The sequence below is a fragment of the Lentzea sp. NPDC058436 genome (assembly GCF_042721515.1).
Lineage (GTDB): Bacteria > Actinomycetota > Actinomycetes > Mycobacteriales > Pseudonocardiaceae > Lentzea.
Window position 1 is genome coordinate 63,800 of record NZ_JBHXLF010000022.1, and the last position, 17,317, is coordinate 81,116.

Sequence of the window (17,317 nt, forward strand, 5' to 3'; positions counted from 1 at the left end):
GGTCAGGACCCGGCGGGCTTGAGCTTGGCGTACACCTGCGAGGCGTCCGGCCGCTTCCACACGGCGGGGAACGCGTAGAGGTCGTCCTTCGTCGGCCAGCCGGTGAACGCCCTGTCGTTGTACTCGGTCGGCACACCGCCGGTCAGCACCGGGATGTACGGCATGGACTTCTCGAGCTCGACCTGGATGGCGTCGTAGTGCTGCTGCCGCGAGGGGTCGCCCCTGTCGGTCTTCTTGAGCTCGGCCAGCGCGGCGTCCACGGTCGCGTTGCTGAACCGGGAGAAGTTCGGGTTCGCGGCCTGCCCGACGGGCGCGGTCGTCGCGGTCGAGAAGAAGTAGCTGTAGGTGTAGTACGGGTCCGGCGCCGGGCCCTGCTCCACCGAGTCGATCAGCAGCTCGAACTGGCCGCGGCCGCGCGCGTCGGCCCACTCGTTCCACGACAGCTGCTGCGGGGTGATCTTGATGCCGATCTTCAGCAGCTGCTGGGCCAGCGTCTCCAGCGTGGTGATGTAGTCGGTCCAGCCGGCGACGACCTTCACGGTCAGCGCGAGCGGCTTGCCGTCCTTGGCGTAGATGCCGTCGGGGCCCTTGGCGTACCCGGCCGCGGTGAGGATCCTGTCGGACTCGGCGGTGTCGGCGTTCATCGGCGCCATGCGGTCGGAGAGCTTGCCGCTGATCAGCGACGCGTCCCGCGGCTGGAGGGTGTAGCCGGGCGACATCTCGCTCGCGGTGTTCTGGAACGCCAGCGAGTTGATCTGCGTGCGGTTCATGCCGTGGTAGATCGCCTGACGCACGGCGGGGTCGGTCTGCGCGCCCTGGCAGCCGAGCTGGGCGTTGGAGCAGGTGAACAGCGCGACCTGGTTGAGCGGCAGCGTGATCACCTTGTAGCCGGGGTAGTTCTTCTCGACGTCCTTGATGTCCGGGATCGGGCCGGTCTGCCAGTCGATCGACCCGGCCTTGAGCGCGTCCACGCCGGCCTGGTTGCCGGACAGCGACAGGTACCTGACCTGCTTGAGCGCGGGCTCGCCGCCCCAGTACTTCGGGTTCGACTTCAGGGTGAACGACTGGGCCTTGAACTCGCCGAGCTGGAACGGGCCTGTGCCGACGGGGTTCGGGTTCACCTCGGTCGCGGGTGTGGCGTAGTTCTTCCAGACGTGCTCCGGCAGGATCCACAGCTGGCCGAGCACCTGTGGTCCGTCCATGTAGGACGGTTCGGGGAACTTGACGACCACGTGCGTGTCGTCCACGGCGGTGGTTGTGCCCTTGAAGCCCGTCTTGTTGACGGCGGGGGTCTTGGCGACCATGTCGAGCGTGAACTTGACGTCCTCCGCGGTGAACTTCTCGCCGTCGGACCAGGTCACGCCGTCTCTGAGCCTCACGGACAGCTCGGTGCCGTCCGGGTTCCACTTGAACTCGGTGCCGAGCATGGGCTTCGGCGGGCCGTCCTTCGCGATGTTGAAGAAGAACAGCGGTTCGTAGATCGTGCCCGGCCCCTCGATCTGGGTGGGGGCGTACGGGTTGAAGTTGAGCTGGTAGTCGCCGGCCTGCCCGGTGTAGACGACGAGCGTGTCGCGGGCGCGGCCCGCTCCGCTGGAGCCGGAGCAGGCGGCCGTGGCCGCGACGACCACCGCGAGACCGAGAGCGCTGAGCCGCTTGTGCAGGAACATCGTTGATCCTCCCCGAGGCTGGGTGGTGCGCGGCGAGGATTCTTCAGTTACTAAACAAAGAAAGTCAACGGCTCGGGATGCTTTACTGATCCCGAGCTTGTCGATGTGCCAAGTTCGTCGTTCGACGGAGGAAACGCAGTGAGCGGACCGGCGCGGGTGACCCACGCCAGCACCAGGGCGGCCGTGCTGGACCTGGTCAGGGCGGCGGGCATGATCAGCCGGGTCGGCCTGGTCAACGCCACCGGCCTGACCGGCGGCACCATCTCCACGGTCGTGCGCGGCCTGATCGACGAGGGACTGGTCGCCGAGACCGGGCACGCCGAGTCGACCGGCGGCAAGCGCCGGGTCATGTTGCAGCTCAACCACTTCGCGCGCTACGCCGTCGGCGTGCACCTCGACGACGCGCGGATCACCTACGTGCTGACCAACCTCGGCGGGGCGGTCGTCGCCCGGATCTCACGCGCGGGCGCCGGCGCCGACGACCCTTCCGCCGTGGTCGCGCGGGTGGCCCGCGAGGTCGACGCGCTGATCGACAGCGTGGGTGTCGAACGGGATCGAATCCTCGGACTGGGACTCGTCGCGGCCCGCCCGGCGGAGCACCACGAGTTCGGCCGGGCGCTCGAACGCGCGACGGCGCTGCCCGTGGTGCTCGACCACGACGCGACCGCCGCCGCGATCGGCGAGCACTGGTCCGGCGGCGTCGGCGCGACCTCGACGTTCGCCGCGCTGTTCATGGGCACCGGCATCGGCGCGGGCATCGTGCTCGGCGGCACCACCTACCGCGGCCCGTCCGGCCACACCGGCGAGATCGGCCACACCTGCCTGGACCTCGACGGCCCGCGGTGCCGGTGCGGCGCGCGCGGCTGCCTGGAGGTGCTGGCCGGCCCCGCCGCCGTCGTCGAACAGGCGCGGGCCGACCGTGCGCTGAGCCGTGCCGCGGGCCTGGTCGGCGGACGGACCCGCGCGGCCACCCCGGTCGCGGCGGACTTCGCGGCCATCAGCAGAGCGGCCCGCCAGGGCAACACGCGCGCGGTGGCGTTGCTGGAACGCTCCGCCCGTTACGTCGCCGCCTCGGCCCGCACCCTCGCGAACGTGCTGGACCTGGAGGTGCTGGTGCTCACCGGCCCGAGCTTCGCGATCGCGGGCTCGGTCTACCTGCCCGTGCTGCGCGCCGAGCTCGACAGCGCGTTCATCGCCCGCGACGCCCACCCGATCTCCGTGCGCCTGTCCCCGTCCGCCGCCTCGGCCCCGGCGATCGGCGCGGCGGCGATCGTGCTGCAGTCCGAACTGGTGCCGCGCCGGCAGGGCCTGCGGCTACCCGACGACCTGGCAGCGGAGGAGCCGCCGGTGTTCCTCGCCCGCTGAGGCTTTGCGCTCTCGTGCAATAGCTACGGGGAGTGCGCATGAGCGTTGTTAACTGCCGCCATGGTTTCGTTCAAGCTCGCCGGCCGAGCCGCGGCCGCCGCCGCGATCGCGCTCTCGGCCGTCGTCATCCACACCCCTTCGGCGAGCGCCGCCGCGCAGGAGTTCATCTACTCGGGGCCGAGCTACGGCTACGCCGGGGCGACGTTCGACTGGGCAGGCCGCAGCTCGGTGCGCAACATCGACCTGCTCGTGTCCGACTGGGGCTGCGACGCCAAGCCGGTGTACGCGTACTTCCTGTTCTACAACGGGTCGCTGCACCCCGACACCACTCCGACGCGCCGGTACGACTACTCCGGCTGCGACAAGGAGGACTACTCGTCGTACAACGACCTGACGTGGTCGATCAGCGGCGACTCGATCACCTACATGGGCGTCGTCGTCTGCCGTGACGCGGCGGACGGCCCGTGCAAGGTGGGCGGGCTGTCCGGGCGCAACCCCTACGCGTAGGGGTTCGTCGCACGACGGAAGGGCGGTGGCCCCCTGCCCGGGGCCGCCGCCCTTCTGCTGTGCGCGGGGTGGGGGTGAACGTCGGGGCGTGGCCTGCCAGGTGCGGGCGGTGGTGAGGTACGGGGCGGTGGTGGGCGCGCGGCGGTGGGGCGCGCAGCGGTGGGAAGCGTGGCGGTGGGAAGCGTGGCGGCCCGTGGCCGCCGCGTGGGGTGCGGTGGCTCGTGCTCGTCCCGCGACAGGCGGCTCGCACCAGCCTTCCAGTCCAGCGAAGGCTGCCGTTGAGCCCCTCCCTCCCGCACTCCACAAAGGACCCCAGTCGAACGCCACCACCGCGTTCGACACCTCCGTTCGACGATATTCGACGCCGTTCGACAGTCCTGCTTGACGCTCGTGGTGCACCGATGCAGACTCCGGAAAGCGTTTTCCACGCCAACGGAGCCGGGGGTCGATGAGCGCACTAGACGAGCTGCGCCAGCTGCGCCGAGGCGGCGCTCAGGTGCGCAAAGGCGACAACCGGGCCGCGTTCTGGTTCCTGGCGCCCTGGTTCGCCGGACTGCTCCTCATCACGATCGGCCCGGTCCTCGCGTCCTTCGCGCTGGGCTTCACGAAGTACAACCTGATCCAGCCGCCGAGGTTCATCGGCCTCGACAACTTCGCCCGCGTCCTGAGCGACGAGCGCCTGCACAACGCGCTGCGCGTCACGTTCACCTACGTGCTCGTGTCCGTGCCGCTGCAACTGGCGTGCGCGCTGGGGGTGGCCGTCCTCCTGAACCGGGGGTTGCGCGGGCTCGCGTTCTACCGGTCGGCGTTCTACCTGCCGTCGCTGCTCGGGTCGAGCGTGGCGATCGCGGTGCTGTGGACGCAGGTCTTCGGCACCGACGGGCTGGTGAACCGCGTGCTCGGCTTCTTCGGCGTCGAGGGCAGGGGCTGGATCTCCGACCCGGACACGGCGCTGTCGACGCTGATCGTGCTGAACGTGTGGACGTTCGGCTCGCCGATGATCATCTTCCTGGCCGGGCTGCGGCAGATCCCCGAGGTCTACTACGAGGCCGCCGCGATCGACGGGGCGAGCCGGTGGGCGCGGTTCCGGCGGATCACGATGCCGCTGCTGTCACCGATCCTGTTCTTCAACCTGGTGCTGCAGATCATCCACGCGTTCCAGTCGTTCACGCAGGCGTTCGTGGTCTCCGGCGGCACGGGAGGGCCGTCCGACTCGACCATGTTCTACACGCTCTACCTGTACCAGCAGGGTTTCAGCCGGTTCGACATGGGTTACGCGTCGGCGCTGGCGTGGTTCCTGCTGCTGATCATCGCGGCGTTCACCGCGATCAACTTCTGGGCGGCCAGGTTCTGGGTGTTCTATGACGACTAGAAGGCTGGCCGTTCCTCTCAAGCACCTCGGTCTCGTCCTCATCGGGTTCGTGATGCTGTACCCGGTGCTGTGGATGGTCGTCAGCTCGCTGCGGCCCGGTGACGAGATCTTCCGCAGCCCCGGCCTGATCCTCGACAGCCTGCAGACCGAGAACTACTCCGAGGGCTGGAACGCGCTCACGCCGTCGTTCGGCACCTACCTGCTGAACTCGGCCCTCCTGGTGCTGGGCTGCATCGTCGGCAACCTCGTGTCGTGCTCGATGGCGGCCTACGCGTTCGCGCGGTTGCAGTTCAGCGGCAAGCGGTGGTGGTTCGGGATCATGCTCGGCACGATCATGCTGCCGATCCACGTGATCATCGTGCCGCAGTACGTGCTGTTCTCGAACATCGGCTGGGTCAACACGTTCCTGCCGCTGATCGTGCCGAAGATCCTCGCCACCGACGCGTTCTTCGTCTTCCTGATGGTGCAGTTCATCCGGGGGCTGCCGCGCGAGCTGGACGAGGCGGCGCGCATCGATGGCTGCGGTCATCCGCGCATCTTCCTGCGGATCATCCTGCCGCTGATGACGCCGGCGCTCGCCACCACGACGATCTTCACGTTCATCTGGACGTGGAACGACTTCTTCAGCCAGCTGATCTACCTGACGGACCCGGAGATGTACACGGTGCCCGTCGCCCTGCGCTCGTTCGTCGACTCGACGGTCGCCACGTCGTGGGGCTCGCAGTTCGCGATGAGCGTGGTGTCGCTCGTCCCGATCTTCCTCGCCTTCCTGATCGGTCAGCGGTACCTCGTCAAGGGGATCGCCACGACCGGGGGCAAGTAGCCGAAAGGACAGCTCATGTTCAGAGGTGTTCGCCGCGGCGCCGCGTGGGCGGTGCTGCTGTCGCTGACCGCGTCCCTGGTGGCGTGCGGGTCCGGTTCCGACGCGGGTGGCGACCTGACGACGGAGAAGGTCACGCTGCGCTTCACCTGGTGGGGCGCCGACGACCGGCACAAGCGCACGCAGCAGGTCATCGAGATGTTCCAGCGCAAGCACCCGAACATCACCGTCAAGGGTGAGTTCAAGGAGTGGAACGGCTACTGGGACAGCCTCGCCACCACCATGGCCGCCAACGACGCGCCCGACATCATGCAGATGGACGAGCTGTACATCGCCTCCTACGCCGAGCGCGGCGCGTTGCTCGACCTCAACGAGGCCAAGAAGCACCTCGACACCGCGAACTTCGACCAGAAGGCGCTCGCCACCGGTGCGATCGCCGGCAAGCAGTACGGGCTGCCGGTCGGCCTCGGCATGTACTCGATCATGGTGAACCTCGACCTGCTGGCGAAGTACAACATCCCCGTCCCGGACGACACCAAGTGGTCGTGGAACGACCTGAAGGCGATCGGCGACCAGGTGTCCAAGGCCGGTGGCGGCGCTGTCTTCGGCGTGCAGTCGCCGGGCATCAACGACGCGGCCGGGCTGAGCATCCGTGCCCGGCAGCAGGGCAAGGCGATCTTCGACCCGGACGCCAAGGTGGTACTGCCGCAGGAGATCGCGCGCGACTACTGGCAGTACATCCTGGACCTCTCGAAGTCCGGCGCGGCCGCGGCGCCGTCGGTGACGATCGAGAAGGCCTCGGCCGGGCTGAACCAGTCGGCGACGGCGACCAACACCGCCGCGTTCGGCCTGTGGTGGAACACCCAGCTCACCGCGCTGACCGCGGCCAGCGGCCAGAAGCTGAAGCTGCTGCGGCTGCCCGGTGAGACGCAGGGCGCGTCACCCGGCGCCTACTACAAGCCGTCGATGTTCTGGTCGGTGTCCGCGCGCTCGAAGTACCCGGCAGAGGCCGCGGCGTTCGTCAGCTTCCTCGCCAACGACGAGGAGGCGGCCAAGGTCCTGCTCACCGAACGCGGTGTGCCCGCCAACCAGAAGATCCGCGAGGCGATCGCGGGTCAGCTCAAGGACACCGACAAGGCGGCCAAGGAGTACCTCGACACCGTCCCGGTCAGCGACCCGCCGAGGATCACCCCGAACGGCGCCAGCACGCTCGACACGATCCTGAAGCGGCACACAGAGGACGTGCTGTTCGGCCGCACGACACCCGACGCGGCGGCCGCGTCGTTCATCAAGGAAGTCCAGTCCGAAGTGGACGCGGCGAAGTGAGGCGCGCGGCCATCGTCGGCACCGGGGCGATCGCGGCGGCCCACGCCGAGGCGCTGCGGTCGGCGGGGGATCGCGTCGAGCTGGTGGCGGTGGTGGACGTGGACGCCGATCGCGCCTCGGCGTTCGCCAAGGAGTGGGGTGTGCCGCGCGCGCACCCCACTTCCGCCGCCCTGCTGGAGGCGGAGGACCTCGACGTGGTGCACGTGTGCACGCCGCCGAGCCACCACGTGCCGCTCGCGCTCGAATGCCTGGCGGCGAACGTCCACGTGCTCGTGGAGAAGCCGCCGGCGTTGTCGTTGGGCGAGATCGACGCGCTGATCGCCGCCGAGCGCGGCTCGACCGGCCGCGTCGCGACGGTGTTCCAGCACCGCTTCGGGCCCGCCGCGATCCGGTTGCGGCGCCTGGTCTCCGAGGGGGTGCTCGGCCGGTCGTTCGTCGCGAAGTGCGACACGCTCTGGTACCGCGGCGACGCCTACTTCGACGTGCCGTGGCGCGGGACGTGGGAGAGCGAGGGCGGCGGGCCGACGATGGGCCACGGCATCCACCAGTTCGACCTGCTGCTGTCGGTTCTCGGTCCGTGGCAGGAGATCCGGGCCGTGGCGGTGCGGCAGGCGCGCGACGTGCAGACCGAGGACGTCTCGATGGCACTGGTGACGTTCGCCGACGGCACTGTCGCGTCGGTGGTGAACTCGCTGCTGTCACCGCGGGAGACCTCCGAGCTGCGGTTCGACTTCGAACGTGCGACGGTCGAGGTCGAACACCTCTACGGCTACACCGACGCGCATTGGACGGTCACGCCCGCACCGGGGCACGAGGACGTCGTGCTGCGGTGGAGGGAGGAGCAGACCGGGATCGTGAGCGGCCACCGGTGCCAGGTGGCGGCGTACCTGGACGCGCTGGACAACGGCTCCACGCCGCCGGTCTCCCTCGCGGACACCCGCACCACGATGGAGTTCGTCGCGGCGCTGTACGCCTCCGCGTTCACCGGCACCGTCGTCAAGGCGGGTCAGATCGGCCCGGACAGCCCGTTCTACGCCTCGATGGAAGGGATCGGTGCCCCGTGGGCGAACGCCCGGTGATCACGCGGCAGGACGACGAGGTGCTCGCCGTGTCGGCGGGCGGCGTCGAGCTCTTCCGGTACGTGCACCGGCCGTCCACACCCGCGTTCGAGGGGCCGAAGCCGTTCTTCCACCCGGTGCGCTCGCTGGCCGGTGACGTGGTGACGGCGTTCCGGCCGCACGACCACCGCTGGCACAAGGGCGTGCAGATGACGGCGACCGACGTGTCGGGCGAGAACTTCTGGGGCGGCGTCACGTACGTGCGCGACCAGGGTTACGTGGTGCTGCCGAACGTCGGCACCATGCGGCACGAGGAGTTCGAGGTCGACGGGACGCGGATCGACGAGCGGCTGTCGTGGTTCACCGAGGCGGGGGAGCGCTGGGTCGGGGAGACCCGGTCGTTCACCGTGGACGTGGAGGACGACTCGTGGACGCTGGAGTTCGCGACGACCCTGACCAACCTGCGTTCGGAACCGCTGGTGTTCGGCAGCCCGACGACCAACGGGCGTGAGCTCGCGGGGTACACCGGCTTCTTCTGGCGTGGACCGCGATCTTTCACCGACGGCACGGTCATGGCCGCTGATGGAGGCTCCGGGCAGGAGATGATGGGTGAGGCCGCGCGGTGGCTGGCGTTCATCGGGCGGCACGACGAGGTGGACCGCTCCTCGACGCTGCTGTTCGTGGACCACCCGGACAACAAGGGCACCCACTGGTTCGTGCGCAGCACCCCGTTCGCGGCGGTCAACCCCTCGTTCGCCTTCCACGAGACGGTGGAACTGCCGGCGGGGGAAGACCTGCGGTTGCGGTACCGGCTGGTGATCGGTAACGGTGAGTGGACTCGCGACCAACTGGAATCCTATGTGGAGGAACATCCGTGGTGACGCCGTTCCCGGGCGGGGTGGGCATTTCCGGCCTGCGCGTGTACGACTGGCCGTCCGTCGACGGGGTGTGCGGTGGTTCGCCGCACGTCCACCTCGCCTGCTCGGAGTGCTACTACGTGATCGGCGGGCAGGGCAGCGTCCAGACCCTGACGCCGCGCGGGTTCGCCGAGACGCCGTTGCGCGAGGGCACCGTCGCCTGGTTCACGCCCGGCACGATCCACCGCCTGGTCAACGACGGCGACCTGCGGATCATCGTCATCATGCAGAACAGCGGCCTGCCCGAGGCGGGCGACGCGGTGTTCACCTTTCCCGCCGAGGTGCTGGCCGACGACGAGAAGTACCTGTCCGCTTCTCAGGCCGGTGACGAGGAATCGGCGCGGAAACGCAGAGATCTCGCCCTCGAAGGCTTTCTGGAGTTGCGGCGTTCCGGTGACCTGCGTGAGTTCTACCGCGCCGCGGCACGGTTGAAGCGCGATTCGCTGGACGACTGGGAGAAGCGCTGGCGCAACGGCGCGCTGACGTCGGCGGAACGCACCGGTGAGCACCTGAACCGGTTGCGGGAAGGGGACATCGGGCACCTGGACGACGCGGACATCCATGTGACGCAGGCGGAAGGGCCGCAGCGGTTCGGCATGTGCGGACGGCTCGACGTCTACTGATCGAATTCGAGTCGAAGAAAATCGCCGGAGCGTCGTTCGATTCGTTCGACGCTAGCGTTTCTCGTATGAAACGTTTCAATTCACTGTCTGCGTTGCTCGTGGTCGTGTTGACCGCGAGCGGTGTTCCGGCCTTGGCGGACGAGGCGCCGGAACGCGGGCTCGTCAGCATCCGGTCGGAGCGCGGCAACTTCGTGTCGTGGCAGCTGCTCGGCTCGGACGCGGCGGACGTGGCGTTCCACGTCTACCGCGACGGAGTGCGGGTCAACCGCGCACCGCTGACCACGGCCACGAGCTACCTCGACGAGGGCGCTCCGGCGACCGCGACCTACTCGGTGCGACCGCTGGCAGGAGGCGTGGAACCGGCGGCGGCCACGCGGTCCGTCGGCACCCTCGCGACGAGCAGGGACGTCCCCCTGCAGATCCCCTCCGGCGGAACGACCCCGTCCGGCGAGTCGTACACCTACGTGGCGAACGACGTGTCGGTCGGCGACCTCGACGGCGACGGCGAGCAGGACCTGGTGCTGAAGTGGGATCCCACCAACGCCAAGGACAACTCGCAGTCCGGCTACACCGGCAACGTCTACCTCGACGCGTACAAGCTGAACGGCACCAGGTTGTGGCGCATAGACCTCGGCCGCAACATCCGCGCCGGCGCGCACTACACCCAGTTCCAGGTGTTCGACTACGACGGTGACGGCCGCGCCGAGGTCGCCGTGAAGACCGCCGACGGCACGAGGTCGGGCACCGGCCAGGTGATCGGCAACGCGAGCGCCGACCACCGCAACAGCAGCGGCTACGTCCTCGCGGGCTCCGAGTACCTGTCGGTGTTCCGCGGCACGGACGGCGCGGTGCTCGACACGGAGAACTACGTGCCCCCGCGCGGCACCGTGTCGTCGTGGGGCGACAGCTACGGCAACCGCGTCGACAGGTTCCTCGCGGGAACGGCCTATGTGGACGGTTCACGGCCGAGCATCGTCATGGCGCGCGGCTACTACACCCGCAGCGTGATCTCGGTGTGGGACTTCAGGAACGGCCAGCTCACCCAGCGCTGGACGTTCGACTCAGCCACCCAGTCGAACCGCTCGGCCTGGGAGGGCAAGGGCAACCACCAGCTGTCGGTGGCCGACGTGGACGCCGACGGCCGTGACGAGATCGTCTACGGCTCGATGGCGATCGACGACAACGGCCGCGGCCTGTGGCAGAACGGCACCCGCCACGGCGACGCGCTGCACGTGGGCGACTTCATCCCGTCCCGCGCGGGCCTGGAGGTCTTCAAACCGTCCGAGTCGACCACCGACGTCACCCACTGGATGGGCGACGCGCGCACCGGCCAGATCCTGTGGAGCGCGCCCTCGTGCGGCTGCGACAACGGCAGGGGAGTGGCCGCCGACATCTGGGCGGGCAACCCCGGAGCCGAGGCGTGGTCGTCCTCCGTCGCAGGCCTGCGCAGCGCCACCACGGGCGCCCAGGTGTCCGCGCGCAAGCCGGGTTCGACGAACTTCGTGATCTGGTGGGACGGCGACGCTCAGCGCGAGCTGCTCAACGGCACCACCATCGACAAGTACGGCCCCAACGGCGACACGCGCCTGCTCACCGGCTCGGGCGTGGCGTCCAACAACGGCACCAAGTCGACGCCGGCGCTGTCCGCGGACATCTACGGCGACTGGCGCGAGGAGGTGATCTGGCGGACCACGGACAACCGGGCGCTGCGGATCTACTCGACCACCGAGACGACGGACATCCGGCGGGTGTCGTTGTTGCAGGACCGGCAGTACCGGCTGGCCGTGGCGTTCCAGAACACGGCGTACAACCAGCCTCCGCACGCGAGCTTCGCGACGCCCTAGAGGTGCCTGCGGAAGTGACGGAGCTGCGTCTCCAGGTGGCTGGTGGGCGTGGTGTGCTTGCCGAACGGCGACACCGTGATCTCCTTGGGCGCGCGGACCTCGTGGTACGCGGCGTACACGGTGGACGGTGGGCACGTCTCGTCCATCAGCCCGACGCTGAACAACGTCGGCGCGGTGATCCGCCGCGCCAGCAACGCGCAGTCGACGTACCGCAGGGTGTTCAGCGCTGTGGGCACGAGGGCGTCGTGCTGCGCCAGGAAGTCGCTGATCTCCGTGTAGGGCGGGGTGCCCCCGATGCGGATGGCGCGGTGCAGGTCGCAGAGGAACGGCACGTCCGAGTGGCACACCTTCACCTGCTCCGGCCGCAACGCCGCCGCGGCCAGCGCCAGCGCCCCGCCCTGGCTGCCGCCGGTCACGGCGACGCGGGCGGGGTCCGCTCCGGGCAGTTCGGCGGCGACGTCCACGGCGCGGGCGGCGTCGAGGAACAGCCGCGTGTAGTAGTAGCCCTCCGGGCTGGAGATGCCCCTGGTCATCACGCCGGGGTGCTCGGGGCCCGTGCCCGCTCCCACGTCGGCGGTGGCGCCCACGGACCACCGGCCGCCCTGGGCCCTGCTGTCCATCACGAAGTTCGCGTAGCCCAGGCTCGGCAGCAGCGTGTGCTGGGCCGGCACGCCCCGGCCGCCGCCGTAGCCGATGTAGGTCACCACCACGGGCAACGACTCGCCGGGCGGGCGCAGGTACCAGCCGCGGACGCGGTGGCCGTGCGCGCCGGAGAACTCCACGTCGTACACCGACAGCGGCTGGTAGAGGTCCGGTTCGTGCGGCGTCAGAACGGGTGGCACGGCCGCCTCCGAGGTCTCCGCGAGCCGTGCCGCCCACCACGAGTCGAGGTCGTCCGGTTCCGGCGTCGTGACGCGGTGCAGGAGCAGGTCTTCCTCGGGCATGTCGACGACGGGCACGCGGTCTCCTCACTAGAGCGGTCCCTGCGATCTTCACACGACTCAGCGGCGGGACGGCAGGGGCACGCGCGACCAGTCCGTGTCCGAGGCCAGGTAGAAGCCCGGGTAGGACGGCTGGTTGTAGGTCGTCTGCTGGCGGGCGACCTCGACCCGGTACTGGCGGTCGTGCATGAGCGTGTACATCTTGTGCGCGGTCGGCTCGGTGCTGAGGTAGAACCGCAGCGCGGTGCTGTCCTGCGTGCGCACCAGCAGTTCCTCGCGCCAGTCGCCGAGGACGTCGGCCACGAGCGACGGGTTTCCCTTGGTGCCGTTGTTGGTCCGCGTGCCGGTCGCGGTGAGCAGGGTGCCGCGCTGCCAGTCGTCGATGGTCGGCGTCACGTCCTGGGCACCGCCGACGATCTGCGTGGTCAGGTCGCCCGCCCAGCGGATGCTCGCGTTCGTGCCGGGGGAGCGGGTGTCGAGCCGGCGGCCGTCCGCGCTCCAGATGCCGGACGAGTCCGAGCCGCTCGGCATCGACGCCCACGTCTCGATGCCGCGCACGTCCGGGCGGACGTCCCCGATCATGCCGCGGCCGGTGTCCAGGCCGGAGTAGGCGCCGTAGAGGACCTCGCCGGACCGCGCGTCCCGCACCGTGTAGCCGTACGGGGCCGAGCGCGCTCCCTCGTGCACCATGTGGATCTCAAGGCCCGGACGGTCCGGGTCGACGTCGGTGACGTGCATCGCGTCGCCGTGGCCGATCCGTGCGGTCGCACCGGGATCGGCACTGGCCGGGGGCAGCACGCCGGTCGAGCTGTACTTCAGCGACCCGTCGTCGTCGAGCGTCGCGCCGCCGTAGACGATCTCCTGCCGGCCGTCGCCGTCGACGTCGGCCACGCTCAACGAGTGCGCGCCCTGCGTGGTGAGCTTCGCGTGCGTCGGGCTCGTGCCGTCACGGCCGTGCGGGGTGTCGCGGAACGGGTTCGTCATCGGCACCCAGCCGCTGTCGGCGAGCCACCTCTTCGTGAGGTCGCGGCCGTTCCAGTCGTACGCGGCGACGGTCGAGCGGGTGTAGTAGCCGCGCGCGAAGATCGCGGACGGCCGTTTCCCGTCCAGGTAGGCGACTCCGGAGAGGAACCTGTCCACGCGGTTGCCGGGTTCGATGCGACTCATGGCGTAGTCGCCCCACATCAACCCGTCGTCGCCGCGACCCGGTTCGTAGCGCACGGTCCGCAGCTCGCGTCCCGTCGCGCCGTCGAAGACCGTCAGGTACTCGGGACCGTCGACGACGAACCCGGCGAACTGGCGCAACCTGTTGTTGGCGCTGCGGGACGGCGCGTAGACGTCGATGAAGTGGTCGGCCAGCGCGGCAGCGTCCACTTCGGACAACGGGTAGGCGTAGCGGGGTTCGAGGCCGAGCGCCTGTTCCAGCGTCGCGGGCCACCGTCCGGCGACGACCTCGGGATGGGCGTGCCAGCCGCGGAACACGTCGATCAGGTGTTCGCGGTAGCCCTCGGCGCTCAGCCGGTAGTCGTCGGTGTGCGCGTAGCCCGCGCGGACGTCCTCGCGCGGCATCGTGACGTACCGGCCCCGCCCGTCGCGGGTGCCCGGCGCCGTCTTCACCATGATCTCGGCCCGGCCGTCGCCGTCGAAGTCGTAGACGGGGAACTGGGTGTAGTGCGCGCCCGCCCTGATGTTCACGCCCAGGTCGATGCGGTGCAGCAACGTGCCGTCGAAGCGGTACGTGTCGAGGTAGACCGGCCCGGTGTAACCGACCTGCGAGACGTCCTTGGAGTTGCTGGGATCCCACTTCACGACGTACTCGAACCGCCCGTCGCCGTCCACGTCGCCGACGCTGACGTCGTTGGCGGAGTAGGTGTAGCTCTCACCGGCGGGCGTCACGCCGTCCGCCGGCTTGCGCAGCGGGAGGTCGTGGTGCGACCCGGCCCAGGCCGTCACCGCCCTGCTGCGGCCCAGCGCCACCCCGTGCACGACGGGCGCCACCTGGTACCGCGCGCCGGGCCTCGCGTCCGGATCGGCGTACGTGGTGCTGTCGGTGACGGTCGCGATGCGTTTCCCGTCGCGGTAGACCGCGAAGTCGGGCCCCTTCAGACCGGTCGCGGTCGCGCCGGTGGCCTCGTGGCCGAGCAGACGCCAGCTCAGGTACGCGCCGGAGGAGGTGGTGACCGCGACGAGCCCGCGGTCGAGCCGTTCGCCCCGGGGCCGCGCGGAGGCAGGCGGTTGTCCGGCGAGAAGTGCGATGACCACCAACGGGAGCAGAACGCTTCGTCGCAGATCCACGGAGCTACGATGAACCGTCCGCCCCGCCCGGCGCAAGACTTGGTGCCGTGCAATGTGGAAAGCGTTTTCCCATCGAACGTTCGACACTCGGGCGTCGAACGGGTCGAACGCGGTCCGGGGCGTGTGAGGCTTGTCCCGCAGGACATCGCGACGTCAGCCGGTTGTCCGCATCGGACAGGTGGGAGCGGTGGGCCACTCGGCGGTATCGTCGGGTCATCGGCTGGCTAAGGTCCGGTTCTGGGAGCGCTCCCAGAACCTCAGTCAACCCTTTCCCAGGAGGTCGTCGTGACCTTGCGAATGCTCCGAGCGGTGGTGACCGGTCTGCTGCTGGCGGCCTGCGTGGTCATCGCTCCCACCACGGCCGTCGCGGCCACACCGCGAATAATGGCGCTCGGTGACTCCATCACCGGGTCGCCGGGGTGCTGGCGGGCGTTGCTGGCGAAGCACCTGCAGGACACCGGCCACACCGTCGACTTCGTCGGATCCCTGTCGGCGCCCGGCTGCGGGTTCGCCTACGACGGGGAGAACGAGGGCCACGGCGGGATCCTGGCCACGAACATCGTGCGGGACAACCAGTTGCCGGGCTGGCTGTCGTCGGCGCGTCCGGACGTCGTGCTGATGCACCTCGGCACCAACGACGTCTGGAACAACATCCCGGCGAGCACGATCCTGAGCGCCTACACCACGATGCTCGGCCAGATGCGGGCGAGCAACCCCGCGATCAAGCTGGTCGTCGCGCAGATCATCCCGATGACCCCCGCCAACTGCTCGGCGTGCGCGCAACGGGTCGTCGACCTGAACGCCGCGATCCCCGGCTGGGCGAGGGCGAACAGCACAACGGCGTCACCGATCACCGTGGTGGACCAGTGGACGGGGTTCGACACCGCGGCCGACACGACCGACGGCGTGCACCCCACCAGCTCCACGGGCATCCAGAAGATCGAGAGTCGCTGGTACCCGGCCGTGGTCACGGCTCTGGGCTCGCAACCGGCGGCGGTGGGCCTGCGGGTCGACGGCACGCAGGTCGTCGAGGCCAACGGCACGCCGTTCGTGATGCGCGGCGTGAACCACGCGCACGTCTGGTACCAGTCGCAGACGAGGGCGTTCGCGGACATCAAGTCCTTCGGCGCCAACACCGTTCGCGTCGTGCTCGGCAGCGGCCAGCGCTGGGGTCCGACACCGGCGTCCGAGGTGTCGAGCGTGATCTCGCTGTGCAAGCAGTCCAAGCTGATCTGCGTGCTGGAGGTGCACGACACCACCGGCTACGGCGAGCAGAGCGGCGCCGCGACCCTGGACCAGGCGGCGACGTACTGGATCGGCGTCGCGAGTGCGTTGAAGGGCCAGGAGAACTACGTCGTCATCAACCTGGGCAACGAGCCGTTCGGCAACAACGCCCAGGTGAGCGCGACGTGGGCGAGTGCCACGAGCAGCGCGATCAGCCGCCTGCGCGGTGCGGGCCTGCAGCACCTGCTGATGGCCGACGCGCCCATGTGGGGCCAGGACTGGGGCAACATCATGCGCGACAACGCGGCCTCCGTGCTGAACGCGGACCCGCAGCGCAACACCGTGTTCTCCATCCACATGTACGGCGTCTACAACACAGCGGACAAGGTCAACGCGTACTTCGACGCGTTCCGCACCGCCGGTCTGCCGCTGGTGGTGGGGGAGTTCGGGCACAACCACAGCGACGGCGACCCCGACGAGGACACGATCATGGCCCAGGCGCAGGCCCGCGGTCTCGGGTACCTCGGCTGGTCGTGGAGCGGCAACAGCAGCGACGTCGGTTATCTCGACATGGTCAACTCGTTCAACCCGGCGAGCCTGACGTCGTGGGGCGAGAGGCTCCTCAACGGCGCCAACGGTGTCCGGCAGACCTCGAAGGAGGCGACCATCTACGGCGGTGGCGGCCCGGCCGACACCGTGGCACCCTCCACTCCGGGCACGCCGACGGCCTCGGGCGTGACGTCGAGCGGGCTGACGCTGAACTGGACGGCCTCGACCGACAACGTCGGCGTCACGGGCTACGACGTGCTCCGCGCCGTCGGCAGCGGCTCGTTCGCCCAGGTCGGTTCGGCGGCGACGAACTCGTTCACCGACAGCGGCCTGACGCCGTCGACCACCTACCGGTACCAGGTGCGGGCGAAGGACGCCGCCGGCAACGTGTCGGCGACCTCCGGGATCGTGTCGGCCACGACCGGCACCGGCGGTGGCACCGGCGCCTGCAAGGTCGGCTACTCCGCCCAGAACTGGGGCGGTGGCAACGGTTTCACGGCCAGCGTCACCATCACCAACACGGGCACCAGCGCGCTCAACGGCTGGACGCTGGCCTTCAGCTACGCCAACGGTCAGCGCGTGACCCTGCCCGGCTGGGGAGCGACGTTCGCCCAGTCCGGCGCGGCGGTCACTGCGACGAACCTGAGCTGGAACGGCTCTCTCGCCCCGAACGCGTCCACGAACATCGGGTTCAACGGCACGTACAGCGGGTCGAACCCGGCACCGGGCTCGTTCACCCTGAACGGGAGCACCTGCACCACCGGTTGATATTTAAACGATTCAACAGGCTGTCCGATTGCGGACAGCCT

General features: G+C 69.5%; 13 protein-coding genes. 10 read left to right on the plus strand and 3 right to left on the minus strand.

Features of this window, described 5'->3' with window-relative positions; all coding sequences use genetic code 11:
* Positions 1–2: 2 nt before the first annotated feature.
* Positions 3–1,667, minus strand: a complete 1,665-nt coding sequence (locus tag ACFWN2_RS39640) for an ABC transporter substrate-binding protein (RefSeq protein ID WP_382435714.1) — start codon at positions 1,665–1,667, stop codon at positions 3–5.
* 138 nt (positions 1,668–1,805) lie between these two features.
* Here ACFWN2_RS39640 and ACFWN2_RS39645 point away from each other — a divergent pair, with 138 nt between their 5' ends.
* The 9 genes from ACFWN2_RS39645 to ACFWN2_RS39685 all read left to right on the plus strand — a co-directional run bounded on the left by ACFWN2_RS39645 (position 1,806) and on the right by ACFWN2_RS39685 (position 11,499).
* A complete protein-coding gene (locus ACFWN2_RS39645; protein WP_382435715.1) occupies positions 1,806–3,032 on the plus strand; it encodes an ROK family protein in 1,227 nt (408 codons plus the stop codon).
* Between the two features lie 60 nt (positions 3,033–3,092).
* Entirely contained in the window at positions 3,093–3,539 is a 447-nt protein-coding gene (locus ACFWN2_RS39650) for a hypothetical protein (RefSeq protein WP_382435716.1), read from the plus strand.
* A gap of 448 nt (positions 3,540–3,987) precedes the next feature.
* Positions 3,988–4,911, plus strand: coding sequence for a carbohydrate ABC transporter permease (locus ACFWN2_RS39655; protein WP_382435717.1), 924 nt, complete (start codon positions 3,988–3,990; stop codon positions 4,909–4,911).
* Positions 4,901–5,734, plus strand: coding sequence for a carbohydrate ABC transporter permease (locus tag ACFWN2_RS39660; protein ID WP_382435718.1), 834 nt, complete (start codon positions 4,901–4,903; stop codon positions 5,732–5,734). Before ACFWN2_RS39655 ends, ACFWN2_RS39660 begins: the two co-directional genes overlap by 11 nt.
* Positions 5,735–5,749: 15 nt before the next feature.
* A complete protein-coding gene (locus ACFWN2_RS39665; RefSeq protein ID WP_382435719.1) occupies positions 5,750–7,057 on the plus strand; it encodes an ABC transporter substrate-binding protein in 1,308 nt (435 codons plus the stop codon).
* Entirely contained in the window at positions 7,054–8,136 is a 1,083-nt protein-coding gene (locus tag ACFWN2_RS39670) for a Gfo/Idh/MocA family protein (RefSeq protein ID WP_382435720.1), read from the plus strand. The genes ACFWN2_RS39665 and ACFWN2_RS39670 overlap by 4 nt, the downstream gene beginning before the upstream one ends.
* Positions 8,118–8,996, plus strand: a complete 879-nt coding sequence (locus ACFWN2_RS39675) for a PmoA family protein (protein ID WP_382435721.1) — start codon at positions 8,118–8,120, stop codon at positions 8,994–8,996. The genes ACFWN2_RS39670 and ACFWN2_RS39675 overlap by 19 nt, the downstream gene beginning before the upstream one ends.
* Complete coding sequence (locus ACFWN2_RS39680) at positions 8,990–9,655, plus strand: cupin domain-containing protein (RefSeq protein ID WP_382435722.1); 666 nt, start codon at positions 8,990–8,992, stop codon at positions 9,653–9,655. The genes ACFWN2_RS39675 and ACFWN2_RS39680 overlap by 7 nt, the downstream gene beginning before the upstream one ends.
* Positions 9,656–9,720: 65 nt before the next feature.
* A complete protein-coding gene (locus ACFWN2_RS39685; protein WP_382435723.1) occupies positions 9,721–11,499 on the plus strand; it encodes a rhamnogalacturonan lyase in 1,779 nt (592 codons plus the stop codon).
* On the opposite strand, the gene ACFWN2_RS39690 is transcribed toward ACFWN2_RS39685, so the two are convergent.
* Together ACFWN2_RS39690 and ACFWN2_RS39695 are read right to left on the minus strand one after the other, a co-directional pair.
* Positions 11,496–12,458, minus strand: coding sequence for an acetylxylan esterase (locus ACFWN2_RS39690; RefSeq protein ID WP_382435724.1), 963 nt, complete (start codon positions 12,456–12,458; stop codon positions 11,496–11,498). The two genes, ACFWN2_RS39685 and ACFWN2_RS39690, sit on opposite strands and share 4 nt — an antisense overlap.
* Positions 12,459–12,500: 42 nt before the next feature.
* Positions 12,501–14,735 (minus strand): rhamnogalacturonan lyase, encoded by a 2,235-nt coding sequence (locus tag ACFWN2_RS39695; RefSeq protein ID WP_382435725.1) that lies wholly within the window; start codon positions 14,733–14,735, stop codon positions 12,501–12,503.
* A 285-nt stretch (positions 14,736–15,020) separates the two neighbouring features.
* Between ACFWN2_RS39695 and ACFWN2_RS39700 the strand changes: the two genes are divergently transcribed.
* On the plus strand, positions 15,021–17,276 hold the full coding sequence (locus tag ACFWN2_RS39700; RefSeq protein WP_382435726.1) for a cellulase family glycosylhydrolase: 2,256 nt from the start codon (positions 15,021–15,023) through the stop codon (positions 17,274–17,276).
* Positions 17,277–17,317: the final 41 nt, after the last annotated feature.

Bases quoted from the DNA above. Each gene is read 5' to 3' on its own strand.
- ACFWN2_RS39640 (WP_382435714.1), bottom strand. From the start codon at position 1,667: ATGTTCCTGCACAAGCGGCTCAGCGCTCTCGGTCTCGCGGTGGTCGTC.
- ACFWN2_RS39650 (WP_382435716.1), top strand. From the start codon at position 3,093: ATGGTTTCGTTCAAGCTCGCCGGCCGAGCCGCGGCCGCCGCCGCGATC.
- ACFWN2_RS39655 (WP_382435717.1), top strand. From the start codon at position 3,988: ATGAGCGCACTAGACGAGCTGCGCCAGCTGCGCCGAGGCGGCGCTCAG.
- ACFWN2_RS39660 (WP_382435718.1), top strand. From the start codon at position 4,901: ATGACGACTAGAAGGCTGGCCGTTCCTCTCAAGCACCTCGGTCTCGTC.
- ACFWN2_RS39665 (WP_382435719.1), top strand. From the start codon at position 5,750: ATGTTCAGAGGTGTTCGCCGCGGCGCCGCGTGGGCGGTGCTGCTGTCG.
- ACFWN2_RS39685 (WP_382435723.1), top strand. From the start codon at position 9,721: ATGAAACGTTTCAATTCACTGTCTGCGTTGCTCGTGGTCGTGTTGACC.